General features: G+C 65.0%; 25 protein-coding genes (1 of these 25 cut by a window edge). 13 read left to right on the forward strand and 12 right to left on the reverse strand.

Annotated features, from left to right (window positions below):
• The 3 genes from hrpB to MNR02_RS16965 all read left to right on the forward strand — a co-directional run.
• On the forward strand, nucleotides 1-1,815 hold the 3' portion of the coding sequence (hrpB, locus tag MNR02_RS16955; RefSeq protein WP_241947602.1) for an ATP-dependent helicase HrpB. Its footprint begins 654 nt before the window's first position; only the last 1,815 of its 2,469 coding nucleotides appear in the window; its start codon lies beyond the left edge, outside the window; its stop codon occupies nucleotides 1,813-1,815.
• A gap of 20 nt (nucleotides 1,816-1,835) precedes the next feature.
• Entirely contained in the window at nucleotides 1,836-3,137 is a 1,302-nt protein-coding gene (locus tag MNR02_RS16960; protein WP_241947603.1) for an ActS/PrrB/RegB family redox-sensitive histidine kinase, read from the forward strand.
• Between the two features lie 77 nt (nucleotides 3,138-3,214).
• Nucleotides 3,215-3,784: an ActR/PrrA/RegA family redox response regulator transcription factor gene (locus MNR02_RS16965; protein ID WP_241605892.1), complete on the forward strand. Its 570-nt coding sequence runs from the start codon at nucleotides 3,215-3,217 to the stop codon at nucleotides 3,782-3,784.
• 153 nt (nucleotides 3,785-3,937) lie between these two features.
• Here the strand turns inward: MNR02_RS16965 and MNR02_RS16970 are convergent, their stop codons facing one another.
• The gene (locus tag MNR02_RS16970; RefSeq protein ID WP_241947604.1) at nucleotides 3,938-4,468 is read right to left on the reverse strand and encodes an MmcB family DNA repair protein; all 531 of its coding nucleotides are present in this window, start codon (nucleotides 4,466-4,468) and stop codon (nucleotides 3,938-3,940) included.
• 387 nt (nucleotides 4,469-4,855) lie between these two features.
• On the opposite strand from MNR02_RS16970, the gene MNR02_RS16975 reads away from it, so the two are divergent.
• Nucleotides 4,856-5,518, forward strand: a complete 663-nt coding sequence (locus MNR02_RS16975) for a L,D-transpeptidase (RefSeq protein WP_241605888.1) — start codon at nucleotides 4,856-4,858, stop codon at nucleotides 5,516-5,518.
• Nucleotides 5,519-5,689: 171 nt separating this feature from the next.
• Here MNR02_RS16975 and MNR02_RS16980 read toward each other — a convergent pair whose 3' ends face one another.
• Nucleotides 5,690-7,855, reverse strand: a complete 2,166-nt coding sequence (locus MNR02_RS16980; RefSeq protein WP_241947605.1) for a malate synthase G — start codon at nucleotides 7,853-7,855, stop codon at nucleotides 5,690-5,692.
• 124 nt (nucleotides 7,856-7,979) lie between these two features.
• Nucleotides 7,980-9,986, reverse strand: coding sequence for a hydantoinase/oxoprolinase family protein (locus tag MNR02_RS16985; protein WP_241947606.1), 2,007 nt, complete (start codon nucleotides 9,984-9,986; stop codon nucleotides 7,980-7,982).
• A gap of 125 nt (nucleotides 9,987-10,111) precedes the next feature.
• Here MNR02_RS16985 and MNR02_RS16990 point away from each other — a divergent pair, with 125 nt between their 5' ends.
• Nucleotides 10,112-10,663, forward strand: a complete 552-nt coding sequence (locus MNR02_RS16990; RefSeq protein WP_241947607.1) for a hypothetical protein — start codon at nucleotides 10,112-10,114, stop codon at nucleotides 10,661-10,663.
• Here the strand turns inward: MNR02_RS16990 and MNR02_RS16995 are convergent.
• The 5 genes from MNR02_RS16995 to hslV all read right to left on the reverse strand — a co-directional run bounded on the left by MNR02_RS16995 (nucleotide 10,608) and on the right by hslV (nucleotide 15,608).
• A complete protein-coding gene (locus MNR02_RS16995; RefSeq protein ID WP_241947608.1) occupies nucleotides 10,608-12,014 on the reverse strand; it encodes a cytochrome P450 in 1,407 nt (468 codons plus the stop codon). The two genes, MNR02_RS16990 and MNR02_RS16995, sit on opposite strands and share 56 nt — an antisense overlap.
• Nucleotides 12,015-12,126: 112 nt before the next feature.
• Complete coding sequence (locus tag MNR02_RS17000; protein WP_241605878.1) at nucleotides 12,127-13,074, reverse strand: DUF1402 family protein; 948 nt, start codon at nucleotides 13,072-13,074, stop codon at nucleotides 12,127-12,129.
• A gap of 178 nt (nucleotides 13,075-13,252) precedes the next feature.
• The gene (hslU, locus tag MNR02_RS17005; protein ID WP_241605876.1) at nucleotides 13,253-14,557 is read right to left on the reverse strand and encodes an ATP-dependent protease ATPase subunit HslU; all 1,305 of its coding nucleotides are present in this window, start codon (nucleotides 14,555-14,557) and stop codon (nucleotides 13,253-13,255) included.
• A 9-nt stretch (nucleotides 14,558-14,566) separates the two neighbouring features.
• The gene (locus MNR02_RS17010; protein ID WP_241605874.1) at nucleotides 14,567-15,061 is read right to left on the reverse strand and encodes a GNAT family N-acetyltransferase; all 495 of its coding nucleotides are present in this window, start codon (nucleotides 15,059-15,061) and stop codon (nucleotides 14,567-14,569) included.
• Nucleotides 15,048-15,608 (reverse strand): ATP-dependent protease subunit HslV, encoded by a 561-nt coding sequence (hslV, locus tag MNR02_RS17015; RefSeq protein ID WP_241947609.1) that lies wholly within the window; start codon nucleotides 15,606-15,608, stop codon nucleotides 15,048-15,050. The genes MNR02_RS17010 and hslV overlap by 14 nt, the downstream gene beginning before the upstream one ends.
• Nucleotides 15,609-15,825: 217 nt before the next feature.
• On the opposite strand from hslV, the gene MNR02_RS22930 reads away from it, so the two are divergent.
• The 8 genes from MNR02_RS22930 (at nucleotide 15,826) to coaA (ending at nucleotide 21,455) form a co-directional block, all read left to right on the forward strand.
• Nucleotides 15,826-15,960, forward strand: coding sequence for a hypothetical protein (locus MNR02_RS22930; protein ID WP_256464531.1), 135 nt, complete (start codon nucleotides 15,826-15,828; stop codon nucleotides 15,958-15,960).
• Between the two features lie 749 nt (nucleotides 15,961-16,709).
• Entirely contained in the window at nucleotides 16,710-17,303 is a 594-nt protein-coding gene (gene hisB, locus MNR02_RS17020) for an imidazoleglycerol-phosphate dehydratase HisB (protein ID WP_241600751.1), read from the forward strand.
• Between the two features lie 72 nt (nucleotides 17,304-17,375).
• A complete protein-coding gene (locus tag MNR02_RS17025) occupies nucleotides 17,376-17,846 on the forward strand; it encodes a DUF2628 domain-containing protein (RefSeq protein WP_241947610.1) in 471 nt (156 codons plus the stop codon).
• 1 nt (nucleotide 17,847) lies between these two features.
• Entirely contained in the window at nucleotides 17,848-18,489 is a 642-nt protein-coding gene (gene hisH / locus MNR02_RS17030) for an imidazole glycerol phosphate synthase subunit HisH (RefSeq protein ID WP_241947611.1), read from the forward strand.
• A 13-nt stretch (nucleotides 18,490-18,502) separates the two neighbouring features.
• Nucleotides 18,503-19,246 carry a 1-(5-phosphoribosyl)-5-[(5-phosphoribosylamino)methylideneamino]imidazole-4-carboxamide isomerase gene (hisA, locus tag MNR02_RS17035; protein ID WP_241947612.1) on the forward strand — a complete coding sequence of 248 codons (744 nt, stop codon included), beginning with the start codon at nucleotides 18,503-18,505 and terminating at the stop codon, nucleotides 19,244-19,246.
• 106 nt (nucleotides 19,247-19,352) lie between these two features.
• Complete coding sequence (gene hisF / locus MNR02_RS17040) at nucleotides 19,353-20,129, forward strand: imidazole glycerol phosphate synthase subunit HisF (protein WP_241947613.1); 777 nt, start codon at nucleotides 19,353-19,355, stop codon at nucleotides 20,127-20,129.
• A gap of 10 nt (nucleotides 20,130-20,139) precedes the next feature.
• On the forward strand, nucleotides 20,140-20,460 hold the full coding sequence (locus tag MNR02_RS17045) for a phosphoribosyl-ATP diphosphatase (protein ID WP_241947614.1): 321 nt from the start codon (nucleotides 20,140-20,142) through the stop codon (nucleotides 20,458-20,460).
• A complete protein-coding gene (coaA, locus tag MNR02_RS17050) occupies nucleotides 20,460-21,455 on the forward strand; it encodes a type I pantothenate kinase (protein WP_241947615.1) in 996 nt (331 codons plus the stop codon). Before MNR02_RS17045 ends, coaA begins: the two co-directional genes overlap by 1 nt.
• Nucleotides 21,456-21,475: 20 nt before the next feature.
• Here the strand turns inward: coaA and MNR02_RS17055 are convergent, their stop codons facing one another.
• From MNR02_RS17055 to MNR02_RS17070, 4 genes are all read right to left on the reverse strand, one after another.
• Entirely contained in the window at nucleotides 21,476-22,099 is a 624-nt protein-coding gene (locus tag MNR02_RS17055) for an alpha-ketoglutarate-dependent dioxygenase AlkB (protein ID WP_241947616.1), read from the reverse strand.
• A gap of 1 nt (nucleotide 22,100) precedes the next feature.
• Nucleotides 22,101-22,559: a peptidoglycan-binding protein LysM gene (gene lysM, locus MNR02_RS17060; RefSeq protein ID WP_241947617.1), complete on the reverse strand. Its 459-nt coding sequence runs from the start codon at nucleotides 22,557-22,559 to the stop codon at nucleotides 22,101-22,103.
• 96 nt (nucleotides 22,560-22,655) lie between these two features.
• Nucleotides 22,656-23,090 carry an alternative ribosome rescue aminoacyl-tRNA hydrolase ArfB gene (gene arfB / locus MNR02_RS17065; RefSeq protein WP_241947618.1) on the reverse strand — a complete coding sequence of 145 codons (435 nt, stop codon included), beginning with the start codon at nucleotides 23,088-23,090 and terminating at the stop codon, nucleotides 22,656-22,658.
• A gap of 117 nt (nucleotides 23,091-23,207) precedes the next feature.
• Entirely contained in the window at nucleotides 23,208-24,818 is a 1,611-nt protein-coding gene (locus tag MNR02_RS17070) for a phosphoenolpyruvate carboxykinase (RefSeq protein WP_241947619.1), read from the reverse strand.
• Nucleotides 24,819-24,944 lie beyond the last annotated feature (126 nt).

Raw genomic sequence — 24,944 nt, forward strand, 5'->3', positions numbered from 1 at the left:
GAGACCGGATCGATCCTCGCCTTCCTGCCGGGCCAGGCCGAAATCACTCGCACCGCCGAGCGGCTGGCCGACCGGTTCGGGCCGGAAACGACGGTGGTGCCGCTCTTCGGCAATCTCGGACAGAAGGAGCAGGACGCGGCGATCCGTCCGGCAGCATCAGGCACGCGCAAGATCGTGCTTGCAACGTCGATCGCCGAAACCTCCATTACCATCGATGGCGTGCGCATCGTCATCGACAGTGGATTGCAGCGCCTGCCGGTCTTCGAGGCGGCGACCGGCATCACCCGGCTGGAGACGGCGCGCGTGTCGCGAGCTTCGGCCGACCAGCGCGCAGGCCGTGCGGGGCGAACGGAGCCCGGCGTGGCGATCCGGCTGTGGCATGCCGGGCAGACGGCGGCGCTGCCGGCCTTCACACCGCCGCAGATTCTCTCCAGCGACCTCTCGGGCTTTCTGCTGGACCTTGCCCATTGGGGGGTGAGCGATCCTTCGGCGCTGCGTCTTGTCGACCAACCACCGGCCGCCGCACTCGAGGAGGCGCGCAACCTGCTGCGCCTGCTCGGAGCGCTCGACACCACCGGCGCCCTGACGCCGGCAGGCAAGCGCATCCGCGCGCTCGCCTTGCCGCCGCGGCTGGCGGCAATGATCCTGCACGCGGCGGAAGACGGCGAACAGCTGGCCGCCGCGCGGCTGGCGGTGCTGCTTACCGAACAGGGGCTGGGCGGCACGGCGGTCGATATCGAGGAGCGGCTGCGGCGCTTTTCCAATGAGCGCGGCGAACGGGCCGATGCCGCCCGCCGTCTGGCGCAGCGCATGGCGGACGGTTTCGGCACGGCAAAGGCCGCCGGCGCCAGCGCACCGGGCGCGCTTCTCCTTCATGCCTTTCCTGATCGTATCGCCTTGCAGCGCGGCGGGCGCGGCCGGTTCGTGCTGGCCAACGGCCGTGGCGGCGAACTGCCGGAGACCGAACGCCTGGCCGGCGCCGACATGATCGTCGTTGCCGATCTCACGGGCCAAGCCGGCCGCCAGCGCATTCTCGCCGCCGCCGAGATCGACCGCACCACCGTCGAGGCCGAGCTTGGCGACAAGATCGTGCGCGAGGACCAGTGCGTCTTCGACCGCGCGAGCCGGCAGGTGCGGGCGCGCCGGGTGGTGCGGCTCGGCGCGATGATCCTGGAGGAGACGCCGCTGCCGCGCCCGAGCGGGCCGAAAGCGGCGCAGGCGCTTGCCGACGGCGTGCGCCTGCTCGGCCTTCAGGTCCTGCCGTTTTCCCGCGAGGCGGCACAGCTGCGCGACCGGATCGGCTTTCTCCACCGCTCGATCGGCGAGCCCTGGCCGGACACGGGCGAAGCCGCCCTTCTCGCGCGGCTCGACGACTGGTTCGTGCCGTTTCAGGAGAACACGCGCGGCCTCGACGACATTACGGCGGCGAGCCTGCACGAGGGCCTGATGGCACTCGTGCCCTATGAGATGCAGCGCGATATCGGCCGCCTCGCCCCCACTCATTTCGAGGCGCCGACGGGACAGCGCCATCCGATCCGCTATGATGGCGAGGAGCCGGTGCTGGCGATCCGCGTGCAGGAACTGTTCGGGCTGAAGCAGCATCCGGCCGTCGCCGGCGGGCGGCTGCCGCTGCTTCTGGAGCTGCAATCGCCCGCACACCGGCCGATCCAGACGACGCGCGACCTGCCCGGCTTCTGGGCCGGCTCGTGGCGGGACGTGCGCGCCGATATGCGCGGCCGCTACCCGAGGCACCCCTGGCCGGACGATCCGGCTGCGGCCATGCCGACGACGCGCGCCAAGCCGCGCGGCACATGATGACGAAGAAGGAACAGACCATGGCAGGCTATCAGGATATCGACTTCGAAGGCTCCGGCCGGCGGCTGCGTCTTGAAACGCTCATCCGCCTGCGCTGGCTTGCCGTGGCGGGCCAGTCGATCACCGTCATCGCGGTCAGCCTGTGGCTGGAATTCCCGCTGCCGCTGGTGCCGGCTGCCATCCTCATCGCGCTGCTTGCCGCGGTGAACTTCTTCCTCACTGTGCGCTTCCCCCCGGCCCACCGCCTGACGCCGCCTTCCGCGCTCCTGCTGCTCGCCTTCGACCTCTGCCAGCTGATGGCGCTGCTCTTCATCACGGGCGGCCTTGCCAATCCCTTCGCGCCGCTGGTCTGCGTTCCGGTCATCATCTCCTCCTCGCTCCAGCCGGTGCGCTTCAGCGTCGTGCTCGGCCTGCTCGCGGTTGCCGGCATCACGGCGCTTGCCTTCACGCCTTTCCCGCTTCCCTGGTTTGTCGGCACGTTGCTTGTCGTGCCGCCGATCCTGACGGCCGGTTTCTGGTTCGCCATCGTCTGCACGACGGCTTTTGCCGCCTTCTATTCCTATCGCGTGTCGCAGGAGGCGACCGAGCTTTCCGATGCACTGGCCGCCACCGAACTCATCCTCCAGCGTGAAAAGCACCTGTCGCAGCTCGACGGGCTGGCGGCAGCGGCGGCACATGAATTGGGCACGCCGCTTGCCACGATCAGCGTCGTCGCCCGCGAGATGGAGCGCGAACTGGGCAGCGACGAGCGCTTCCGGGAGGACGTGCAGCTGCTGCGCAGCCAGAGCGAGCGCTGCCGCGACATCCTGCGCCGGCTCACGACCCTCTCCACCGAGGACGAGGCACATATGCGCGTGCTGCCGCTCTCCTCGCTGATGGAGGAGGTCATGGCGCCGCACCGCGAATTCGGCATCGCGCTCAAGCTCATCGAGAACGGCGACCGCGCGAGCGAGCCGGTCGGCACCCGCAATCCCGGCGTCCTCTACGGCCTGGGCAATCTTCTCGAAAATGCCGTCGATCACGCCCGCGCGGAGGTGACGGTCACCGTGAGCCATACGCCCGAGCGCGTGACCATCGTCATCGAGGACGACGGCGAAGGCTATGCGACGGACATTCTCCAGCGCATCGGCGATCCCTATGTCACCAAGCGCCAGAAGGACGAGCGAGCCGGCGGGCTCGGGCTGGGACTGTTCATCGCCAAGACGCTTCTGGAGCGGTCGGGCGCCAAATTGACGTTCGGCAACCGCACGGGCGACCAGCCCGGCGCGCGGGTATCGGTCGATTGGCCGCGGGCGCGCATGGAGGCAAAGGGTGCAAAATGACTTTACCCGCTGCATCTTAAGGGTGATAAGCTGATCACCATCAAGAATGGGCGAAAATCCGCGACGGAAGACGTAAAATGGCAGAAAACATCGAACCGCAGACGCAAACCGACGATATCGGCCCCGATCCCTCGCTTCTCCTCGTCGATGACGACGCGCCATTCCTGCGCCGCCTGGCGCGGGCCATGGAAACGCGCGGCTTTGCGGTCGATACGGCCGAATCCGTCGCCGAGGGCATTGCCAAGGCCAAGACCACGCCGCCGAAATACGCCGTTGTGGACCTCAGGTTGGGCGACGGCAGCGGTCTCGATGTGATTGCCGCCATTCGCCAGCGCCGCGACGACACGCGCATCATCATGCTGACCGGCTATGGCAATATCGCGACGGCGGTCAACGCCGTGAAGCTCGGTGCGGTCGACTATCTCGCCAAGCCGGCGGATGCCGACGATATCTTCGCGGCGTTGACGCAGCGGCCGGGCGAGAAGGTGGAGCTGCCGGAAAACCCGATGTCGGCGGATCGCGTGCGCTGGGAGCATATCCAGCGCGTCTATGAAATGTGCGACCGCAACGTGTCGGAAACCGCGCGCCGCCTCAATATGCACCGCCGCACCTTGCAGCGTATCCTGGCAAAGCGCGCGCCGAAGTAACCATCGCAAGCTTGCGGCCGCCTCATCCGCCTACCGGCACCTTCTCCCCGGCGGGGAGGAGGAGAAACCGAGACGGTATCCCGCCCTCCCTTCTCCCCCGCGGAGAAGGTGGCCCGAAGGGCCGGATGAGGGGGTGCAACCCCTCAATAATCCTTAAACCGGCGTGTCCCGCCGTCCCGAAACGATGGCCGAGATATCCGGCCCGTCGCGCTTGCCGTCCATGGAAAACTCCGCCAGCAGCAGCCGGCCCGCGGCCACGCGGGCAAAGGCGAAGGTCACCGCCTTGCGCGTCGGCGCGGCCAGCCTGTGTTCGGGCGCCTCACGCAGCATGTGCGCGCCGTAGCCGTCCGACAGGATGAGCCCACAGTCCTCCGGGAAGATATCGAGCGGTACGTCCTTGTGCGTGGCGAAGAACAGCCGGTCGCAATGACGCCGGTAGTCAGGCCATTTTCGATCGACCCGGAAATCCTCGATCGAGGTCTTGATCTCGACGATCCAGATCTCGCCCTTGTCGGAGAGGCTGATGAGGTCGGCGCGCCGGCCGCTCGCCAGCGTCAGTTCCGGCAGCACGGCATGGCGCATGTCCATCAGCATGCGCTGCACGCCGCGGCGTACCATCATGGCACGGTCCGACTGACGGCCGTCGAGCAGAGGGTTGTCATTGTGCAGGGAAACGATCGTCATGTGGGTCAACCTCGGCGATTCGCCATTCTAGCGCGAAGCGCGCGCGATGGCTCGAAACCTCCGGAAAAAGTTAAGGCGCGTCACTCGTGACCTGTGTGCGCAAGACTTCATTAACCGCGCCGCGCGGTTCCTGTTCGTGCAGGGGCCGACGAAGAGAAAACCGTTGAACGGCACGACGCAGCGTGCTTGGCAAGAAACCGGGCATGGTGAAAGCGGCAGGCGGCCGGGCATTGTTGTTGCAAAAAAACAATCCCGCGGCTTTTTGCTTTGGCCAGAGCTCAGGCAAGGGCGCGCAGACTTGCATTGACCGGTTTAATCGAAAATAAACCATAATCAATGAAAGCTCCGCGTACCGGAACTTCTTAATCCCTGATCCAAGAGACTCACATGCGCTTCCGCAATGCCCTCCTTCTGTGCGGCCTGGCAGCGGCCGTCACACTCGCCGGTTGTTCGTCGTCCTCCACCTCCACGCCGGGCGAAAGGGTGGCGACGAATGCCATCTTTACCTCGGAATATGGCGCTGTTGAGGACAACGGTTACGCGCTTCCGGCGATCCCGATCAGCAAGGTGAACGAGAAGTTCCATCGCCAGATCGTCGATTATGCGACGAACGAAAAGCCCGGCACCATCGTCGTCAACACGCCGAACCGCTTCCTTTATTACGTGCTGCCCGGCGGCAAGGCCGTGCGCTACGGCATCGGCGTCGGCAAGCAGGGCTTTGCCTGGAAGGGCGAGGCTTACATCGCCTGGAAGCAGGAATGGCCGACCTGGCATCCGCCGCAGGAGATGGCCGCCCGCAAGCCTGACGTCGCCCGCTACGTCAAGGAAGGCATGGGCCCGGGCCTGAAGAACCCGCTCGGCGCACGCGCCCTCTACCTCTTCAATGAAAAGGGCCAGGACACGCTGTTCCGTCTGCACGGCACGCCGGAATGGGCCTCTATCGGCACGGCCGCCTCGTCGGGCTGCATCCGCCTGATGAACCAGGACATCATCGACCTCTACAAGCGCGTCCGCCCCGGCCGCTCGGCCCGCGTCGTCGTCCAGCAGTAACCGGACGAAACCCGCATCAAAAAAGAAGCCGCCGGATCGCTCCGGCGGCTTCTTCGTTTGGGTGGATGGGGGCGCCCCTCATCCGCATACTGGAACCCTCTCCCCGCAGGTGAGAAGGGAGGACGAGCTTGACGGCAGGGGCATGCATCCCCTGCCCGCCTTGACTCGAATTTAGCCCCTCGCCTTCAGCTCCAGGCGGCGGCGGTGCAGGACGGGCTCGGTGTAGCCGTTCGGCTGCTCGCGGCCTTTGAGCACGAGGTCGAGCGCGGCCTGGAAGGCTATGGAGCCGTCGAAGTTTCCGGCCATCGGGCGATAGAGCGAATCGCCTTCGTTCTGCCCGTCGACAACCTTCGCCATGCGCTTCATCGTCTCGAGGATCTGCGCTTCGGTGACGACGCCGTGGTGCAGCCAGTTGGCCATGTGCTGGGCGGAGATGCGCAGTGTGGCGCGGTCTTCCATCAGCCCGACATTGTTGATGTCGGGCACCTTGGAGCAGCCGACGCCCTGGTCGATCCAGCGCACGACATAGCCCAGGATGCCCTGGGCATTGTTGTCGAGCTCGCGCTGGATTTCCTCCGGCGTCCAGTTCGGCCGGACCGCGACCGGCACCGACAGGATATCCGACAGTTTGGCGCGCGGGCGCGCGCGCAGCGACGCCTGCACCTCGGCGACATTGACCTTGTGGTAGTGCGTCGCATGCAGCGTCGCGGCCGTCGGCGAGGGCACCCAGGCCGTGTTGGCGCCGGCCTTGGGATGGGCGATCTTCTGCTCCAGCATCGCCGCCATCAGGTCGGGCATGGCCCACATGCCCTTTCCGATCTGCGCATGACCGGACAGGCCGCATTCCAGGCCGATGTCGACGTTCCAGTTCTCGTAGGCGGAAATCCAGGCGGCCTGCTTCATGTCGCCCTTGCGGATCATCGGGCCCGCTTCCATCGAGGTGTGGATCTCGTCGCCGGTGCGGTCGAGGAAGCCGGTATTGATGAAGACGACGCGCTCCTTCGCCGCGCGGATCGCCTCCTTGAGGTTGACCGTGGTGCGGCGCTCCTCGTCCATGATGCCCATCTTCATCGTGTTGGGCGCCATGCCGATGGCGGCCTCGACGCGGCCGAACAGCTTCGAAGCGAAGGCAACCTCTTCCGGCCCGTGCATCTTCGGCTTGACGACATACATCGAGCCTTCAGGAGAATTCTGCCGGCGACCGTTTGGACCGACATCGTGCAGCGCGATCAGGCCGGTGACCATCGCGTCCATGATACCCTCGGGCACTTCGTTGCCGTCGCGGTCGCGGATCGCCGGGTTGGTCATGAGGTGGCCGACATTGCGCACCAGCATCAGCGAGCGGCTGCGCAGCGTGGCCGCCGAGCCGTCGGGCGCGGTGTAGCCTCGGTCCGCATTGAGCGTGCGCGTAAAGCTCTTGCCGCCCTTGGTTACCTCTTCCGCCAGATCGCCCCTCATCAGGCCGAGCCAGTTACGGTAGACGACGATCTTGTCCTCGGCATCGACGGCAGCGACGGAATCCTCGCAGTCCATGATGGTGGTGAGCGCCGATTCGATGGCGACATCGGCGATATGCGCCGGGTCGTCCTTGCCGGTCGTGGTTTCGGCATCGATGCGGATGTCGATATGCAGGCCGTTGTTGACGAGCAGGACATGGGTCGGCGACGACGCATCGCCGACATAGCCGGCGAACTTGCCGGCATCGGCAAGCCCCGTCGTGCCGCCGCCCGAAAGCGTGACGACGAGCGCGCCGCCGTGGACCGCAAAGCCCGCCGCGTCGGACCACGTCGCGCCATCGAGCGGCGCCGCTTCATCGAGAAAGGCCTTCGCCCAGGCGACGACCTTGGCGCCGCGCACGGGATTGTAACCCTTGCCCTTTTCCGCGCCGTCGGTCTCGGCAATCGCGTCCGTGCCGTAAAGCGCGTCATAGAGCGAGCCCCAGCGCGCATTGGCGGCATTCAGCGCATAACGCGCGTTCATGACGGGAACGACGAGCTGCGGGCCGGCGAGGCTGGCGATTTCCGGGTCGACATTGTCGGTCGTGACCGTGAAGGCGTCGCCTTCCGGCAGGAGATAGCCGATCTCGCGCAGGAAGCCCTCATAGGCCGCCATGTCCGAAGGCGCGCCGTTTGCGCGATACCAGGCGTCGATCTTTTCCTGCAGCGCATCGCGCTTGGCCAGCAGCGCGCGGTTCTCAGGCCCAAGCTCGTGCACGATGGCGGAGAAGGCCGCAAAATAGGCCTCGGCATCAACGCCCGTGCCCGGAAGGGCCTCCTTGACGAGAAAGTCGTATAGATCGCTGTCGATCGAAAGACCGGCTTTTTCCGTATAGGTCATGAAAAAACTCCGAAGAACGGGACGAAGGGGGAGTATCCCGAATGCTGCCACTTTCCGCGGCTTTCATTCATAGTCAATTCGGCAATAACGTGAATTATTTATTCCGTTACGGAAACAATCCCGTCTAAGCCTCCTGGGCGATGCGGGGGCGGCCGCTCGCGGTTGCGGTAAATCGGGCCTCGATCAGCTTGCGGCTGCCCTCCACATCGGGCGCGTCGATCTCCTCCGCGAAGGTGACGGCCGGCTCGTCGGCGCCGTTGGCGCGCGCCGCGTGCAGGGCGGCCGTCATCGCCCGCTCGCGGGCCATTGCGAAGGCCGCGGCCTCGTCGACATGGCGCACGCTTTCGCCTGCCCCGGCGACGATGAACACGCCCTCCTCCGGCTGGGTCACGAAGACGGTCACGCTGTTGCGGACCTGTCCGACCACCGCACCGACGGCATTGGCCACGCCGGCATCGGCGGGAATGACCGATTCGGCACCGAGCATGGCGGCGATATCGGGATAGTAGACCGGCGCGGACGCCCCCAGACCCACCAGCGGCCGGTCAAGCTCGATCTGGAACCGCACGATGCCGGCACGCCGGTGCAGCGCCCGGTCGACGGCGACGGATCCGGCCGGATCGATCGCGCCCACACCGTCATCGGCAAGGCAGGCGGAGAGGATGACATCGGACGATTGCCGGGTCAGGCGGTCGACGATGCGCTGCGCCAGCGCATCCGGGCTGTCGGCGATGGGCCGGCCCGTGCCGTCCTTCACGCGCGCGGCCAGTGCAAGGCCGAGACGCGCGGCCTCGGCATCCCACTGCCCCTGCCCGCCCAGCACATGCATGGCGTCGGACGGCGTCACGCCGCAAATATGCACGAGGCCGCGCGCCACCAGCCGGTCGAGCGTCGCCTTCTGCGGCGTCGTCATCAGCAGACCGTCGAGTGGAACCGGAGCGGCACCGATCTTGTCGTAAAGCGCCTGTTCCTGCGGCTGTAGGCCGCTTGCCAGCCGCTCGGGAACGCCCGTGCGCACGGCAAAACGCCCGTCGTGCCGGCCGACATGGGCGGTGCGCAGCTGGCGCTCCAGCACCGGCAGGATACTTTCGGGATGCAGCGTCGAGGCAAGGCTGAGCGGCAGGAAGCGCCGCGGCCCCAGATCGATGCGGGCCGAAAGCCCCCGGTCGTCGATGCGCACTTCCGAATCGCCGCCGAGGCCGAAGGTGCGCATGGCGACCGCCTCCACCATGGTCCGGTAGCCGCCGACCACCGCACCCTCCGCGTCGAGCTTCGGGCGACCCTTGTCGAGCACGGCCACATCCGTCGTGGTGCCGCCGATATCGGACACCACGGCATCGTCGAGGCCCGTCAGGTGGCGCGCGCCGACAAGACTTGCCGCCGGGCCGGACAGGATGGTCTCGATGGGGCGCAGCCGCGCCTCGGCCGCCGAGATCAGCGCGCCGTCGCCGCGCACCACCATCATCGGCACCTGGATGCCGCGGCGCAGAAGAAAGTCCTCGCAGGCGCCGATCAGCCGGTCGATCATTGAGACGAGGCGGGCATTGAGCAGCGTCGTCAGCGCCCGGCGCGGTCCGCCGAGCTTGGAGGAGAGTTCGTGACTGCACGTCACCGGCAGATGCGAGACCGCGCGGATGCGCTCGCGCACGCGCTGTTCGTGCGCCGGGTTGCGCACGGCGAAATAGCCGGCCACGGCAAAGGAGGACACGGCCTGCGACAGCGCCGGCAGCGCCTCGTCCAGCCCGCGCATGTCGAGCGGCGTCTCGTTGCCGTGCACATTGTGCCCGCCGGGCAGGAAGATGACAGGGTCGGTGCCGAGCGCCTCGGCAAGGCCGTCGCGCTTGAGATCGTCGGGGCCGAAGCCGATCATGACGAGCCCGGCCCGGCCGCCCTGCCCTTCCACCAGCGCGTTAGTGGCGAGCGTCGTGGAAAGCGAGACGAGGCCGATGGCCGAAACCGGCACTTTTGCCTGTTCGAGCACCGCATCCACCGCGCCGGAAATGCCGACCGAAAGATCGTGGCGGGTGGTCAGCGCCTTGGCGCGCGCCACCACGCCGAGGGTTTCACTGTAGAGGGCGGCGTCCGTATAGGTGCCGCCGGTATCGATGCCGAGTAACAAATGGTCTGCCACGAGAATACTTCCAAACCGCATGCCGTCCCTGTTCAAAGCCGGCCTGGAATGGTGTTATGGCATGTCCGGTGTCGTTGTCACCATCCCGCCGGCGACATGCCTGTGAAGCATCGAGGAGACCCAGAGTGTTTGATCCGCGTCATGGAAACCGCCTGCTGAAAGCCCTCCTTGTCGGCACTGCCCTGCTGGCCGCAGGCCTGCCGGCGTCGGCCCAGGAAGACGACGAGGCGGAATATCAGGCCCAGATTCCCGACGTCTCGATCTACAAGGCGATGCTGGACGCCAACAAGCGCACGGGCTGGGTGCAGTTCCGCGAATATGCCGGCCAGCAGCTCATCTATTTCACGGCGTTGCAGAGCATGCATTGCCGGCTCAAGGAAGTGCGTTACTCCATCAATTCCGACACGCTCGACCAGACCTTCCCCATGGCGAAATGCGACCCGGAACTGCCCTTCAACCTGCCCTCGGACGACAGCCAGAACTGGATCTACATCAAGCTGAAGCCGGGCGAAGCGCAGACCATCGCCGTGCAGGCCGTCTGGGATGACGGCAGCGGCAGCGAGATCGTCGTCTACCAGCCCTGCAAGAACCCGGAAGCCACCTGCGCCGCGATCAAGACGATCAAGAAGGCGAAGCCGCGCGCGGACGAGCCCGCACCTTCAACGCCAGTCCGTTAGCCGGCTGCGTCGTCAGGCGCTGCACCGGCCAGGGCTTGGTGTCTTCCGTCATGTCGAAGCGGAAGCGATGCATCAGCACGCCGAGCGCGATGATCGCCTCCTGCATGGCAAATGTCGCGCCGATACAGATGCGCGGCCCCGCACCGAAGGGGAGGTACTGGAAACGGTGGATCTGGTCGCGATTTTCCGGCAGGAAGCGCTCGGGCATGAAGGCGCGCGGTTTCTGCCATAGGAGTTCATGGCGGTGCAGCGTCCAGGGCATGACGAGGATCGTCACGTTGCGGGGTATCTCCACCACCTCGCCGTCCGGGCTCGTCCAGCTGTCGTCGGCGATCGCCTCGCGGTTGATGGAGGGCGCTGGCGGATAGAGCCGCATCGCCTCCTCGAAGGCCGCGCGCGTCCAGGGCATGCGCTCGAGCCAGTCGACCGGGTCCGCCCCGCTTTCCACCACGCGGTCGATCTCCTCTTCCATCGCCTCGCGCACATGCGGCGAGTTGGCGACGCAATAGAGCGTCCAGGCGAGCGCCCGTGCGGTCGTCTCATGGCCGGCGCCGATGAAGGTCAGGATATTGTCTTCCACCTCCTCCATGGTCAGCCCGTCCGGCCCGGCAGCGCCCAGCAGCAGTGTTAGGAAGTCGCTCGGCGCGTCGCCACCCTCCGCCATGCGCTTGAGGCGTAGCTCCATCGTGTCGCGCACGATCTTGCGGAACTTGCCGAGCACCCGCAGGCCGCCGATACGCGTGACGCGCGGCACCCAGGAGGGCGCGCGCAGCAGATCCATGGGATCGACACGCCCCATGGAATGCAGGAGATCGTCCACGTCATCGGCGAAATTGGTGGATGCGGTGACGATCTCGCCGGAAAACAGCGTGTCCGACAGGATGGAGAAGGCCAGCTCCGTCATGTCGTTGCCGATATCGAAGACCGTGCCGTCCGCACCCTCGTATTTCTGCGCGTAAAGCTCGGACTGCGCGAGCATCTGCGCGGCAAACCCCTTGGCATGGCGCGGCGTGAAGATGGGGGCGACGGCCTTGCGCGAGCGGCGCCAGACCTGGCCTTCGGCCGTGAGCAGCCCGTCGCGCAGGATCGGCCGCAGCACGAGCTGGCGCACCACGGCCATCTTGTAGTTGGCGGCGTTGTCGACGAGCAGATATTTGATGAGGCCGGGATCGTTGACGATGAGCGTCTTCTCGCCGATGAAGCTCGTCATGATCCAGGGCAGCGTATAGGAGGGCTCGCCCCACAGTTCCAGCGGATTGCGGAAGACGGTGCGGATGATCTCGAGTTTCGAAGGCGGCACCGTGCGCGGTATCGGCGCAGGCGGTTCGAACGGCTCGGGACGCATATCCATGGTAGCTTCCTTCCTTCGGCTCCTGTCCCTCAATATGGGGCGCAACTGGGCCGATAGGAAGGCGACGACCGGTCAAGGCCGCGTGAACCGGCGCTTTACGCCGGAAAGGCCGTTAGAGCAGGCTGCGCAGGTCGTCCAGCTTGTCGTTGACGAGCCAGCCGTAATAGTTCTCTTCCGGCCAGGTCGCCTCGCCCGCGGCACGGCGCGCGGCGAAGGCTGCGGCGCGCGCATCGGGATTGCCGATATTGTAGAGCGTCGCCGTCAGGCCGGGATTCTTCGAGATATCGACGCCGGCGATCTTCTTGTAAGCATCGATCGAGCGGCGGATGGCGGCCGCCATGTAGGCAAGCGAGATATCCGGGTCCATGATCGCCTGGTAGACGCCGGCCGCATCGTTCTCGTCGAGCGGCTTGTAGCCGGAGAAACGCGCCACGTCGTCAGTCAGCGTCAGCGCGGTCAGCGGATTGATCTGGCCGAGGCCGAAGGTCTGGCCGGCATAGAAGGGCTGGAAGAAAACAGCGCTGAAGCGGTTTCTCGGGAAGGACGTGCCGTCAACCGTCTTGCCGCTGAACGAACGGTTCCAGACGTTTTCGCGGCAGGTCCACTGCGCGTAGGAGCCTTTCTTGCCCTCGCATTCGGAAAATTGCGGACGCTTCAGGAAATCGCCGATCGCCTCGCCGTCATAGGCGAAGCGGAAGTTGCCGGTATAGGAGGCAGCCTTCACGTAATAGCTCTGCAGGCGGTCGTAGGCGTCCACATTATAGGTGTGCTCGCCGACGATGGCGCCGACGATGTGAATGGGGTCGATGCCGTATTTGCCGGCCGCCGCCCTGATCTTGCCCGTCAGCTGGCGGTCGCCTGATAGAAGATCGCGTACCTTCTGATACTTCGCATCGAAGGAGGTTTTGTTGCCCTTGGTGCGACGGACGGAGGCGCCTGGAATGGCGGGCTGCTCCGCGTTGCGGTTGCCGGCGGGCACCACGTCGATCGCCAGCGCCGTCGTCTGGCTCTGCACGAAGAGGGCGGCTGCAAGGGCAAGCACAGGGAAGAGCTGTCGCACGGTTCCGGTTCCTGTCTGGTCAATCGTTCGAAGTGGCATGGACGGGATGCAGGACAATCGTGTCGTCATCATGCCGGACGCGGCAATGGCCTAGGCTGCGTCCGCGGTTCTGTCGAGGGGGCGGGCCCGCAAAAGCGCGACACCGGCGGTTGCTAAGACAACCACCGGTGCCGAAACGTCACAGGATGTAGCGCGACAGATCCGTGTTGGCCGCCAGCGCGCCGACATGCTTCTTCACATAGTCGGCGTCAATGACGAGGCGGTTGCCGCCCTTGTCCGGCGCCTCGAAGGAAATCTCGTCGAGCACCCGCTCCATCACCGTCTGAAGACGGCGCGCGCCGATATTCTCGACGCTCGAATTGAGCTGCACGGCGACATCGGCCAACGCGTCGATGCCGTCCTCGGTGAATTCGAGTTCGACATCCTCCGTGCCCATCAGCGCCTTGTACTGCCGGATGAGGCTTGCTTCTGTCTCCGTCAGGATCCGGCGGAAGTCTTCGCGCGACAGCGCCTTCAGCTCGACGCGGATCGGCAGGCGGCCCTGGAGTTCCGGCAGGAGGTCCGAGGGCTTGGAGACATGGAAGGCGCCCGAGGCGATGAACAGGATGTGGTCCGTCTTCACCGGCCCGTATTTCGTGGCAACCGTCGTGCCCTCGACGAGCGGCAGGAGGTCGCGCTGCACGCCCTCGCGGGAGACGCCCGCGCCCATGCCGCCGTCGCGCGCGGCGATCTTGTCGATCTCGTCGATGAAGACGATGCCGTCGTTCTCGGCCGAGCGGATGGCCTCGCGCTGGATCTGCTCGTTGTCGAGCAGCTTGTCGGATTCGTCGTCGATCAGGATCTTGTAGCTGTCCTTGACCGTCGTCTTGACCTTCTTCGTGCGCCCGCCCATCGCCTTGCCGAACATTTCCGACAGGTTCAGCACGCCGATATTGGCGCCCGGCATGCCGGGAATCTCGAAGCCGCCGGGCGTGCCGGTGTCGGCAACGTCGACCTCGATGTCCTTGTCGTCGAGCTCGTTGGCGCGCAACTTCTTGCGAAACGAATCACGCGTGGCCGGCGAGGCGGTGGCGCCGACCAGCGCGTCGAGCACGCGTTCCTCGGCATTGGCATGGGCCTTTGCCGTTACCTCGGCGCGCTTCTTCTCGCGCACCAGGCCGATGCCGACCTCGACGAGGTCGCGCACGATCTGCTCGACGTCACGGCCGACATAGCCGACCTCGGTGAACTTGGTGGCCTCGACCTTGACGAAGGGCGCACCGGCAAGCTTGGCGAGACGGCGGGAGATTTCCGTCTTGCCGACGCCGGTCGGGCCGATCATCAGGATGTTCTTCGGCATCACCTCGTCGCGCAGGTCCGGCTCAAGCTGGTGGCGGCGCCAGCGGTTGCGCAGCGCAATCGCCACGGCGCGCTTGGCGTCATGCTGGCCGATGATGAAACGGTCGAGTTCGGAAACGATCTCGCGGGGGGAAAAATTGGTCATGGGTTTCCTCTAGCAACGGTCCCGGGCCAAGATCAGCGCCGGGCCGTCCTTTGTCATGCGTTGATCGAAAGCATGGAACCCGGCCTTCTCATAGGCCCGGATGGCATGCGCATTCTCAGGATGCGGATCGAGCACCACCCGCTCCACGCCGTCGGCGAACATCTTTTGCACAAAGGCATCGATCATGGCCGGCCCGTGGCCGAGGCCGACCATGTCGGCAGGGCCGATGAACTGGTCGATGCCAAGGGTGCGGTCCGGGCGGTCACCGAAGGACAGGTCCGACGGGTCGATCCTGTAGCTCTGCAGATAGGCGAAGGGCTTTCCGTCATGGGAGACGATGAAGGACGCCATTGCAGGTTCGTCGAAATCCGCGGCGATACCCGCAACCTCCTCAGCCGGATCGCCCCACCAGCGCCGGACATGCGGCGCGGCGAGCCAGCGTTCCAGCATCGGCAGGTCGGCGGCCGTCACAGGCCGGAAAGCGTATGCCTCAGCGGTCGGCATCCAGCGTCTCCACCACGACATTGTGGTTGGTGTAGACGCAGATGTCGCCTGCGATCTGCATGGCCTTGCGGGCAATCTCCTCGGCCGACTTGTCGGTGTCCATCAGCGCGCGGGCCGCCGCATAGGCATAGTTGCCGCCCGAGCCGATCGCCATGGTGCCGTGTTCCGGCTCCAGCACGTCGCCATTGCCGGTCAGCGCCAGCGTGATGGACTTGTCGGCCACCAGCATCATGGCTTCCAGTCGGCGCAGATAGCGGTCGGTGCGCCAGTCCTTGGCGAGCTCGACGGCGGCGCGCATCAGCTGGTCGGGATATTGCTCCAGCTTGGCCTCGAGCCGCTCGAGCAGGGTAAAGGCATCGGCGGTCGCGCCGGCAAAACCGGCAATGACGTCGCCCTTGGCAAGACGGCGCACCTTGCGCGCATTGCCCTTCATGACGGTCTGGCCAAGGCTCACCTGGCCATCGCCCGCCATGACAACCTTGCCGTCCTTGCGGACGGTGATGATCGTCGTGGCGTGCATGGAAGCATAGGGATCGTGTTCACTCATATCAGACCTCTGAGGCCCGAGGACCGGGCAAGGATACCGCCGGCACGGCGGCTTCGTGGTGCCCTATGTAAGCAGCGGTTCGGCGATTGCAAAGGTCGGGAGCCGTCGTTGCGCGCCCGGCGCGCGCAAAGCATGGGAGAGGCCGCCGCCGTCCAAAATAAGCCTTGCTTTCCCTTTGGAATGCGCGGGTTATGGTTTCCCATCCACAGTGAGGGTTATGACGATGGCCAAAGGTCAGGTCCGCAGCAACAAGGAAGCCCGCAAACCCAAGAAGGACAAGGTGGCTCCAGCAGCCGCTCCGACCCTTGGCGCGCAGGTGAAGAACAGCGAAAGCGCCACCAAGAAGAAATGACGGGCAAGAGCGCCGGTCCGCCGGTGCCCCTCTCCCCCATTTTCGTGCCGGCGTGATCCGAGCCACCCCTCCCCGCCATTGTCTTCGTCTTTGCTGTGCTTCGCAGGGCTGTTGCGGCGTGGAGAAACGACGGTGGACACGGGGACATCGACGCCGGAAAAACCCAATTCTTCCAATCCCCGCCGCCCTTTTCACCCGCAAATCATCCTCGCCTTCCGCGCATCGCCTATCCTGAACGTCCTTCCGCCGCCGGACGGATCGCGTAACGTGTCGATGCGGGCGGGAGGAGGCGCTTTCGTTGTCTGCCGTAACGTGCGGCAGGGGCGAAAGAGGTTTGGAGCGACGAGGGGGTGACGCCCTTCGCCGTGCGGGGCTTCCCCCTTCCCCGGGTCACGGGGTCGGTTTGGGTCCGCCATGCAGGCAGAGTGGCAGCGCATATCCCCGAAAAGTGCGGAACGCGGTTTTCGGAAAAGGCATATGCGCCAACAAACTGCGCAGCGAAGCCTTGCCATGCCTGAAGGAGGACAAGACCGCCCCCGAAGAACGCCTGGGCCGCGCGAAGGCGAAGCCAACCATACAACCCCTTTCCAGAGGCAACGCTTTCGCGCGGTTCTCCGGATTGCCGAATGCCCTTCCCCTCCCGGCGGCCTCCGCGCGGGATCGTTGCCGCATGCGCCGGAAACCCTCGAAAGACTGGCGTTTTATGAAGAGCCCTGTTAAGGAGCGCCAATACTTTACCGGAGACTGCAATGAGCCGCACCGCCAGCGTTTCGCGCAAGACGAACGAGACCTCCGTATCGGTCACCGTCAATATCGACGGCACCGGCACGTCGACCATTTCGACGGGCGTCGGTTTCTTCGATCATATGCTCGACCAGCTGTCGCGCCATTCGCTCATCGACATGGAGATCAAGACAGAGGGCGACCTGCATGTCGACGATCATCACACTGTCGAGGACACCGGCATTGCCATCGGCCAGGCCATTGCGAAAGCGCTTGGCGACCGTCGCGGCATCACCCGCTACGCCTCGCTCGACCTTGCCATGGACGAGACGATGACACGCGCCGCGGTGGATGTCTCCGGCCGTCCCTTCCTCGTCTGGAACGTCGATTTCTCGGCGCCCAAGATCGGCACCTTCGACACCGAGCTGGTGCGCGAGTTCTTCAACGCGCTTGCCCAGCACGCCGGCATCACGCTGCATATCCAGAACATCTACGGCGCAAACAACCATCATATCTCGGAGACGTGCTTCAAGGCCGTCGCGCGCGTGCTGCGCACCGCGACCGAGATCGATCCCCGCCAGGCGGGCCGCGTTCCCTCGACGAAGGGTTCGCTGGCCTGAAAGCAATTCCAGCAAAAGTGTGAAGCGGTTTTGCATCCGGAATTGCGAAGCTAACAAAAGCCGGAGGCCGTCATGGCCACATTCCTCGTTCTGATACCGCCGGGTGCCCGCAGGGGCGATGAAAAGGCCAGGTTCGTGCGCGACCGCTTCTCCTGGGTCGCCTTTTTCCTGCCGTTCCTCTGGCTTGCCTGGCATCGCGCCTGGCTTGCCGCAGCTCTTGCCTTCGCCGTGCAGACGCTCGGCTCGGCCATCTCGGACCACCCCGTCTTTGGGCTTGCCGGGCTTGGCATCTGCCTTGCCAGCAGCCTCGTCGTCGCACTCGAAGGCCCCTCGATGGTCATTGCCGGCCTTGAGCGCAAAGGCTGGACGATCGATGCGGTGATCTCGGCCGAGGACCGCGCGACGGCGGAAGAAATCTACGACATGGAAACCCCGGCCGGCGAAACGGAGGCGCGCGACGGCGTGTCCCTGCCGGCCTCCGGAACCGCGACGCGCCCGCACGCCCCCATGCTCGGCCTCGTCGGTTTCAAGGAAGGACGCTAGAATGCGCGTTGCAATCATCGATTACGGCTCGGGCAACCTGCGCTCGGCCACCAAGGCCTTCGAGCGCGCCGCCCGCGAGGCCGGCATCGACGCCGAGATCGACCTCACCGACAAAGCCGAGCGCGTGGCGTCCGCCGACCGCATCGTGCTGCCGGGCGTCGGCGCCTATGCCGATTGCCGCCGCGGCCTCGATGCCGTGCCCGGCATGGTCGAAGCGCTGCGCGAGGCGGTGGAGGCCAAGGCCCGCCCCTTCCTCGGCATCTGCGTGGGCATGCAGCTCATGTCGTCGCGTGGGCTGGAAAAGACCACAACGCAAGGCCTCGGCTGGATCAAGGGCGATGTGGTGCTGATGACGCCGCGCGACCCCGACCTCAAGATCCCGCAGATCGGCTGGAACACGCTGGACCGCAAACGCGCGCATCCACTGTTCGAAGGCATCCCGGAAACGCTGCACGCTTACTTCGTGCACTCCTATCACCTCGCTGCCGAAAACCCTGACGACGTGGTCGCGACCGTCGACTACGGCGGCCCGATGACCGCCTTCGTCGCCAACGGGAACAAGGCCGGCGCGCAGTTCCACCCGGAAAAGAGCCAGGCGCTCGGCCTGGCCCTCCTCACCAATTTCCTCCGCTGGAAGCCCTGAACTGGAAAACGCCATGATCCTCTTTCCCGCCATCGACCTGAAAGACGGCCAGTGCGTTCGCCTGAAACTCGGCGACATGGAACAGGCCACCGTCTACAATCCCGACCCGGCCGCGCAGGCCAAAGCTTTCGAGGACCAGGGCTTCGAATGGCTGCACGTGGTCGACCTCAACGGCGCCTTTGCTGGTGAGAGCGTCAACGGCGCGGCCGTCGATGCTATCCTGAAGGCGACGAAGAACCCTGTACAGCTCGGCGGCGGCATCCGCACGCTCGACCATATCGAAAGCTGGTTGTCGCGCGGGCTCTCCCGCGTCATCCTCGGCACCGTGGCCGTGCGCGATCCCGCGCTCGTCATCGAGGCTTGCAAGGCGTTTCCGGGCAAGGTCGCCGTCGGCATCGACGCCAAGGGCGGCAAGGTGGCGGTCGAGGGCTGGGCGGAAGCCTCCGAACTCGGCGTCATCGAGCTTGCCAGGAAGTTCGAGGGCGCCGGCGTTGCCGCGATCATCTATACCGACATCGATCGCGACGGCATCCTGACCGGCATCAACTGGGCCTCCACGCTGGAACTGGCCGACGCCGTCTCCATTCCCGTCATCGCCTCGGGCGGCCTTGCCTCGATGGACGACATCCGCCGCCTCGTCGCCCCCGACGCCCGCAAGCTGGAAGGCGCGATTTCCGGCCGCGCGCTCTATGACGGCCGCATCGATCCGGCCGAAGCGCTGGCAACGATCCGCGCAGCACGGGGAGAAGCCGCATGACCCTCAAGGCCCGCGTTATCCCCTGTCTCGACGTGAAGGACAGCCCGCGACGCCCGCAGCCGCAGAGCGGCGAGGACGCGCAAAACGAAAAGATGGAGGCCGTCCTTTGACCCTTAAGGCCCGCGTTATTCCCTGCTTGGATGTAAAGGACGGCCGCGTCGTCAAGGGCGTCAGCTTCCTCAATCTGGTCGATGCCGGCGATCCCGTCGAATCGGCCAAGGTCTATGATGCCGCCGGCGCAGACGAGCTGTGCTTCCTCGACATCACGGCCTCCTCAGACAACCGCGACACGATCTTCGATGTCGTGGCCCGCACGGCCGATCATTGTTTCATGCCGCTCACCGTCGGCGGCGGCGTGCGCTCGGTCGCCGATATCCGCAAGCTTCTGCTGGCCGGCGCAGACAAGGTCTCGATCAACTCGGCCGCCGTCTCCAATCCGGATTTCGTGGCCGAGGCCGCCGACAAGTTCGGCAACCAGTGCATCGTCGTCTCCATCGATTCGAAGAAGGTCTCGGCCGAGGGCGAGGAAGACCGCTGGGAAATCTTCACCCATGGCGGTCGCCAGCCGACAGGCATCGACGCCGTGGCCTTTGCGGAAAAGATGGTGGAGCGCGGCGCGGGCGAGCTGCTGCTGACCTCCATGGACCGCGACGGCCAAAAGGGTGGCTATGACATCGCGCTGACCCGCACCATCGCCGACCGCGTTTCCGTGCCGGTCATCGCATCGGGTGGCGTCGGCACGCTGGATCATCTCGTCGAGGGCGTGCGCGACGGCCATGCGACGGCGGTGCTCGCCGCATCCATCTTCCACTTCGGCACCTATACGGTCGGCGAAGCCAAGCGCTACATGGCCGAGCATGGCATCGCCATGCGGCTGGACTGAGGAGGTCCCGATGAGCAGCTTCACCCTTGCCGATCTCGTCGAGATCGTCGATGCCCGTGCCAAGGCCGATCCATCGGAAAGCTGGACGGCCAAGCTCGTGGCGGCCGGGCAGCCGAAAGCGGCGAAAAAACTTGGCGAAGAGGCGGTCGAGACCGTGATTGCAGCGATCGAGGGCGACAAGGCCGCGCTGACCAGCGAGGCGGCCGATCTGCTCTATCACCTGATGGTCGTCTTGAAAATCGGCGGCGTGGCGCTACAAGATGTGCTGGGGGAGCTGGAGAGGCGCACAGGCCAGTCCGGCCTAGCGGAAAAGGCCAGCCGGAAGAATTGATGATCCAGGCAGCGCGCGACAAGGACCAGCCGGATATTCCGGATGATTTCGGCAACCGGAATTATTCGCCGTATCGGTTCTTCCCGGTGGAGGAATGGGCACGGTTCCGTGCCGATACACCGCTGACGCTGACGGCCGACGAAGTCCAGCGCCTGCGGTCGCTGAACGACCCGATCGATCTCGATGAAGTCCGGCGCATCTATCTCTCGCTGTCGCGCCTCCTGTCGGCCCATGTCGAATCCTCGCAGATGCTGTTTGAGCAGCGCAAGCGGTTCCTGGCGCTGTCGAACGAGGCGAAGACACCCTTCGTCATCGGCATTGCCGGCTCGGTCGCGGTCGGCAAGTCGACCACGGCGCGTATCCTGAAGGAACTGCTGTCGCGCTGGCCGTCGAGCCCGAAGGTGGATCTCGTGACCACGGACGGCTTTCTCTATCCGAACGCCGTGCTGAGCCGTGAAAACCTGATGGAGCGCAAGGGTTTTCCGGAGAGCTACGATACCGGCGCGCTCCTGCGCTTCCTGTCGGCGATCAAGGCCGGCAAGCCGAACGTGCCGGCGCCGATGTATTCGCACCTCACCTACGACGTCCTTCCGAACGCCTTCCGCGCCGTCGACCGGCCGGATATCCTGATCTTCGAGGGCATCAATGTCCTGCAATCGCGCAACCTGCCGGCCGATGGCAAGGTCGTGCCGATGGTGTCCGACTTCTTCGACTTCTCGATCTATATCGATGCGGAGGAAAGCCTGATCCACAGCTGGTATGTCGAGCGCTTCATGCGGCTGCGCGACACCGCCTTCCAGAACCCGGATTCCTACTTCCACCGCTATGCGCGGATCAGCGAAGCCGATGCGCTGACCATCGCCGAAGGGCTCTGGCACAACATCAACCTTAAGAACCTGCACCAGAACATCCTGCCGACGCGCCCGCGTGCCGACCTCATCCTGCAGAAGGGCGAGAACCACCTCATCGAGACGGTTGCGCTGCGCAAGCTTTAGCCGGATTCAAAGCATTGCTCTTAAGGATTCACGCGACGGAGCGTCAGGTTGATGCGCCCGGGATTGCGCAGCAGCGTGGATGTGCCGGGATAGATCCGGTCGACGCCATGGAAGATCAGCCGGCTTTCGCCCCCGAACAAGAAGACGTCGCCGCTCGACAGCCGGAACGAGCGCGTGGGATCGCTGCGGGAGGTGCCGCCGATGCGAAACAGGCACTGGTCGCCGAGCGAAACGGAGACGACAGGTGCGGCGAAATCGGTCTCGTCGCGATCCTGATGCAGGCCCATCTTCGCCTCAGGGTCATAGAAATTCACGAGGCAGGCCTCGGGCGGCCTTGCGAAGCCGGAAACCGCATCCCACAGGGCCAGAAGCGTCTCCGGAATGGCCGGCCAGGGACGGCCCGTTTCCGGGTGGGTGGACTGGTAGCGGTAGCCGTTGTCCTTGTCCGTCACCCAGCCCAGCCCGCCGCAATTGGTCATGCGGACGGACATCGCCTTGCCGGTCTTCGGCATGCGCGGCACGTAAAGCGGCGCTTCGACAACGACCTGCCGGATGGCGGCCACGAGGGCTTCCTGCGCCGGGCGATCGAAATAATCAGGGAAATAGCGCAACCCCGGTGCGAGGTCGTGCCCCGTCTCCGTCACATCAGGTCTCCGACAGGTCCGGGATGCGCAGCACCTGGCCGGGATAGATTTTGTCCGGATGGGACAGCATCGGCCGGTTGGCATCGAAGATCACGGTGTGCTTGGCGCCCTTGCCCTTGCCGTACTGGGCTTCGGCAATCTTCCAGAGGTTGTCGCCCTTCTTGACCGTGTAGAAGACCGGCTCCCTGGCGGGCGCGGAGGACACGGCGAGGCCTTCCGTATCGACCTTAGAGACGCCCAGCGTGTTGCCGACGGCGACGATGGCTTTCTCGAACACGGCCTGGTCTGCGACGCTGCCCTTCAGGACGACCTTGTCGTCGACAACCTCGACCTGCACCGCATCGGTGCCGAGGCCGTGCGATTCCAGTTCCTTCTTCACCGCCTCGGCATCCGGCGCATCGTCGTCACCGCCGATGCCCAGCTTCTTGCCCGCGTTCTTGATAAAGCTGAAAAGACCCATGTGTTTACCTCCCGTTTTCAGCCGAATTAAGCAGACCCTTCCGGCAAAGGGAAGGAATTGTTTTCTTCAAACCGATAAACGGCCAAGTTGCGGCCGTCACTCGCCATCCGGCCGGGCACGCATGCGCTTGACGTCGGAGCGGCCTGATTTTGCCTTGAGACGGCGCTCGATCGAGCCTTTCGTCGGCTTCGTCTTGCGCCGGGGCGGAGGCGGCGGTTCGGCGGCCTTGAGAATCAGTTCTTTCAGCCGCTCTCGCGCATCCTCACGATTGCGCTCCTGGCTGCGAAAGCGACTGGCCTCGATCATCAGAACGCCGTCCTTGGAAACCCTGCGGCCGGCGAGCTTCAGCGCATTGGCCTTCACCCGTTCGTTGAGCGCGGGCGAGTTGCGCAGGTCGTAGAACAGCTGGACGGCGGTCGAGACCTTGTTGACGTTCTGCCCGCCCGGGCCGCCAGCCAGCACGAACTGCTCGGTCAGTTCCCAGCCCGCAATAGTGATCGTGTTGCTGATATAGAGGGGATCGCTGGCCATGAGAGTTCCTTTCCACGCCGTTGTAACGGCGGGACCGGGAAACGGAAAGCCATTTGCAGCAACGAAAAACCCGGCCTTGCGGGCCGGGTTTCACGTGAATCATCGTTTGTCGCAAGCCTATTCGGCGGCGACCTTCAGGCCTGGAGCGGCATCGCGCACGCTGCCATCGACCTGATCCTCGAATTTCTCGAAGTTCGCCACGAACATGTCGACCAGCTTCTGGGCCTGCTTGTCGTAGGCGGGGCCGTTCGACCAGGTCGAGCGCGGATCGAGGATCTTCGTGTCGACGCCCGGCACCGAGACGGGCACCTGGAAGCCGAAATTGTCGTCGCGGCGGAAGAGCGCATCCTTCAGCGAACCGTCGAGGGCAGCGGCGAGCAGCGTGCGGGTCGCCTTGATCGGCATACGACGGCCTTCGCCATAGGCACCGCCGGTCCAGCCGGTATTTACCAGCCAGCAATCAACACCGTGCTCGGCGATCAGTTCCTTGAGCAGGTTGCCGTAAACCGTGGGATGACGCGGCATGAAGGGCGCACCGAAGCAGGTCGAGAAGGTGGCTTCCGGTTCGGTCACGCCACGCTCCGTGCCGGCAACCTTGGCGGTGTAGCCGGACAGGAAGTGGTACATGGCCTGATCGGGCGTCAGACGGGCGATCGGCGGCATGACGCCGAAGGCATCGGCCGTCAGCATAATGATCGTCTTCGGGTGCGGCGCACGGCCGGTATCGCTGGCATTCGGAATGAAATGCAGCGGGTAGGCGCAGCGCGTGTTTTCTGTCAGCGAGCCGTCGTTGAAGTCAGGCACGCCGTTGGCATCGAGCACGACGTTTTCCAGAACGGTGCCGAAACGCTGCGTCGTCGCATGAATCTCCGGCTCGGCTTCTGCCGACAGGCGGATGGTCTTGGCGTAGCAGCCGCCTTCGAAGTTGAATATGCCGTTCTCGCCCCAGCCGTGCTCGTCATCGCCGATCAGCGTGCGATTCGGGTCGGCGGAAAGCGTGGTCTTGCCGGTGCCCGACAGGCCGAAGAAGACGGCAGCGTCGCCATCGGGGTCGACATTGGCCGAGCAATGCATCGGCATGACTTTTTCCGACGGCAGCAGCCAGTTGAGCACCGTGAAGACCGACTTCTTCATTTCGCCGGCATAATAGGTGCCCGCGATCAGAACGATGCCGCGCGTCAGGTCGCAGGCAATCATGGTTTCCGTGCGCGCGCCGTGGCGGGCCGGGTCTGCCTTGAAGGTCGGCAGGTCGATGATGGTCAGCTTCGGCGCGAAACCCGAGAGATCCTTCTCTTCCGGACGGATGAGCAGGTTACGGATAAACAGCGAATGCCAAGCCAATTCCGTCACAACGCGGGTCGGCAGCGCGTAATCGGCATCGGCACCGCCGATCAGATCCTGCACGAAGAGGTCGCGACCGCTCGCATGGGCCAGCATATCGGCGTGAAGCGCATCGAAATGCTCGCGCGACACGGCCTTGTTGTTATCCCACCAGATGGCGCCTTCGGTGTTTTCGTCGCGCACGACGAACTTGTCCTTGGGCGAACGGCCGGTGTGCTGGCCGGTCAATGCGCGCAACGCGCCGTGGGCGGTCTTGACCGCCTCGCCACGGCCGAGCGCTTCCTCATAAAGCGCTTCGGCTGCAAAGTTGTACCGGACCGTGCCGTTTGTATGGATACCCATCGCGGTAAGCCCCAGCGCGGGGTTGCGAACGCCAAGTTCCTGCATGGTCCAGCTTTCCTCCGTGGACGAAGACGCAAGGTCAATCTGGGCGGAACCTAATATGCGACTGTCACAAAGGCAAGCAGTGAATCGAAATTAGGCAATGATATCAAATAATTAATCGATTTAAAT

This window comes from Shinella sp. H4-D48 (assembly GCF_022637395.1).
In the GTDB taxonomy this organism is placed as follows: domain Bacteria; phylum Pseudomonadota; class Alphaproteobacteria; order Rhizobiales; family Rhizobiaceae; genus Shinella; species Shinella sedimenti.

Bases quoted from the DNA above. Each gene is read 5' to 3' on its own strand.
- MNR02_RS16960 (WP_241947603.1), top strand. From the start codon at position 1,836: ATGGCAGGCTATCAGGATATCGACTTCGAAGGCTCCGGCCGGCGGCTG.
- MNR02_RS16965 (WP_241605892.1), top strand. From the start codon at position 3,215: ATGGCAGAAAACATCGAACCGCAGACGCAAACCGACGATATCGGCCCC.
- MNR02_RS16970 (WP_241947604.1), bottom strand. From the start codon at position 4,468: ATGACGATCGTTTCCCTGCACAATGACAACCCTCTGCTCGACGGCCGT.
- MNR02_RS16975 (WP_241605888.1), top strand. From the start codon at position 4,856: ATGCGCTTCCGCAATGCCCTCCTTCTGTGCGGCCTGGCAGCGGCCGTC.
- MNR02_RS16980 (WP_241947605.1), bottom strand. From the start codon at position 7,855: ATGACCTATACGGAAAAAGCCGGTCTTTCGATCGACAGCGATCTATAC.
- MNR02_RS16995 (WP_241947608.1), bottom strand. From the start codon at position 12,014: ATGGATATGCGTCCCGAGCCGTTCGAACCGCCTGCGCCGATACCGCGC.
- hslU (WP_241605876.1), bottom strand. From the start codon at position 14,557: ATGACCAATTTTTCCCCCCGCGAGATCGTTTCCGAACTCGACCGTTTC.
- MNR02_RS17010 (WP_241605874.1), bottom strand. From the start codon at position 15,061: ATGCCGACCGCTGAGGCATACGCTTTCCGGCCTGTGACGGCCGCCGAC.
- hslV (WP_241947609.1), bottom strand. From the start codon at position 15,608: ATGAGTGAACACGATCCCTATGCTTCCATGCACGCCACGACGATCATC.
- MNR02_RS22930 (WP_256464531.1), top strand. From the start codon at position 15,826: ATGACGATGGCCAAAGGTCAGGTCCGCAGCAACAAGGAAGCCCGCAAA.
- hisB (WP_241600751.1), top strand. From the start codon at position 16,710: ATGAGCCGCACCGCCAGCGTTTCGCGCAAGACGAACGAGACCTCCGTA.
- MNR02_RS17025 (WP_241947610.1), top strand. From the start codon at position 17,376: ATGGCCACATTCCTCGTTCTGATACCGCCGGGTGCCCGCAGGGGCGAT.
- hisH (WP_241947611.1), top strand. From the start codon at position 17,848: ATGCGCGTTGCAATCATCGATTACGGCTCGGGCAACCTGCGCTCGGCC.
- hisA (WP_241947612.1), top strand. From the start codon at position 18,503: ATGATCCTCTTTCCCGCCATCGACCTGAAAGACGGCCAGTGCGTTCGC.
- MNR02_RS17045 (WP_241947614.1), top strand. From the start codon at position 20,140: ATGAGCAGCTTCACCCTTGCCGATCTCGTCGAGATCGTCGATGCCCGT.
- coaA (WP_241947615.1), top strand. From the start codon at position 20,460: ATGATCCAGGCAGCGCGCGACAAGGACCAGCCGGATATTCCGGATGAT.
- lysM (WP_241947617.1), bottom strand. From the start codon at position 22,559: ATGGGTCTTTTCAGCTTTATCAAGAACGCGGGCAAGAAGCTGGGCATC.
- arfB (WP_241947618.1), bottom strand. From the start codon at position 23,090: ATGGCCAGCGATCCCCTCTATATCAGCAACACGATCACTATTGCGGGC.
- MNR02_RS17070 (WP_241947619.1), bottom strand. From the start codon at position 24,818: ATGCAGGAACTTGGCGTTCGCAACCCCGCGCTGGGGCTTACCGCGATG.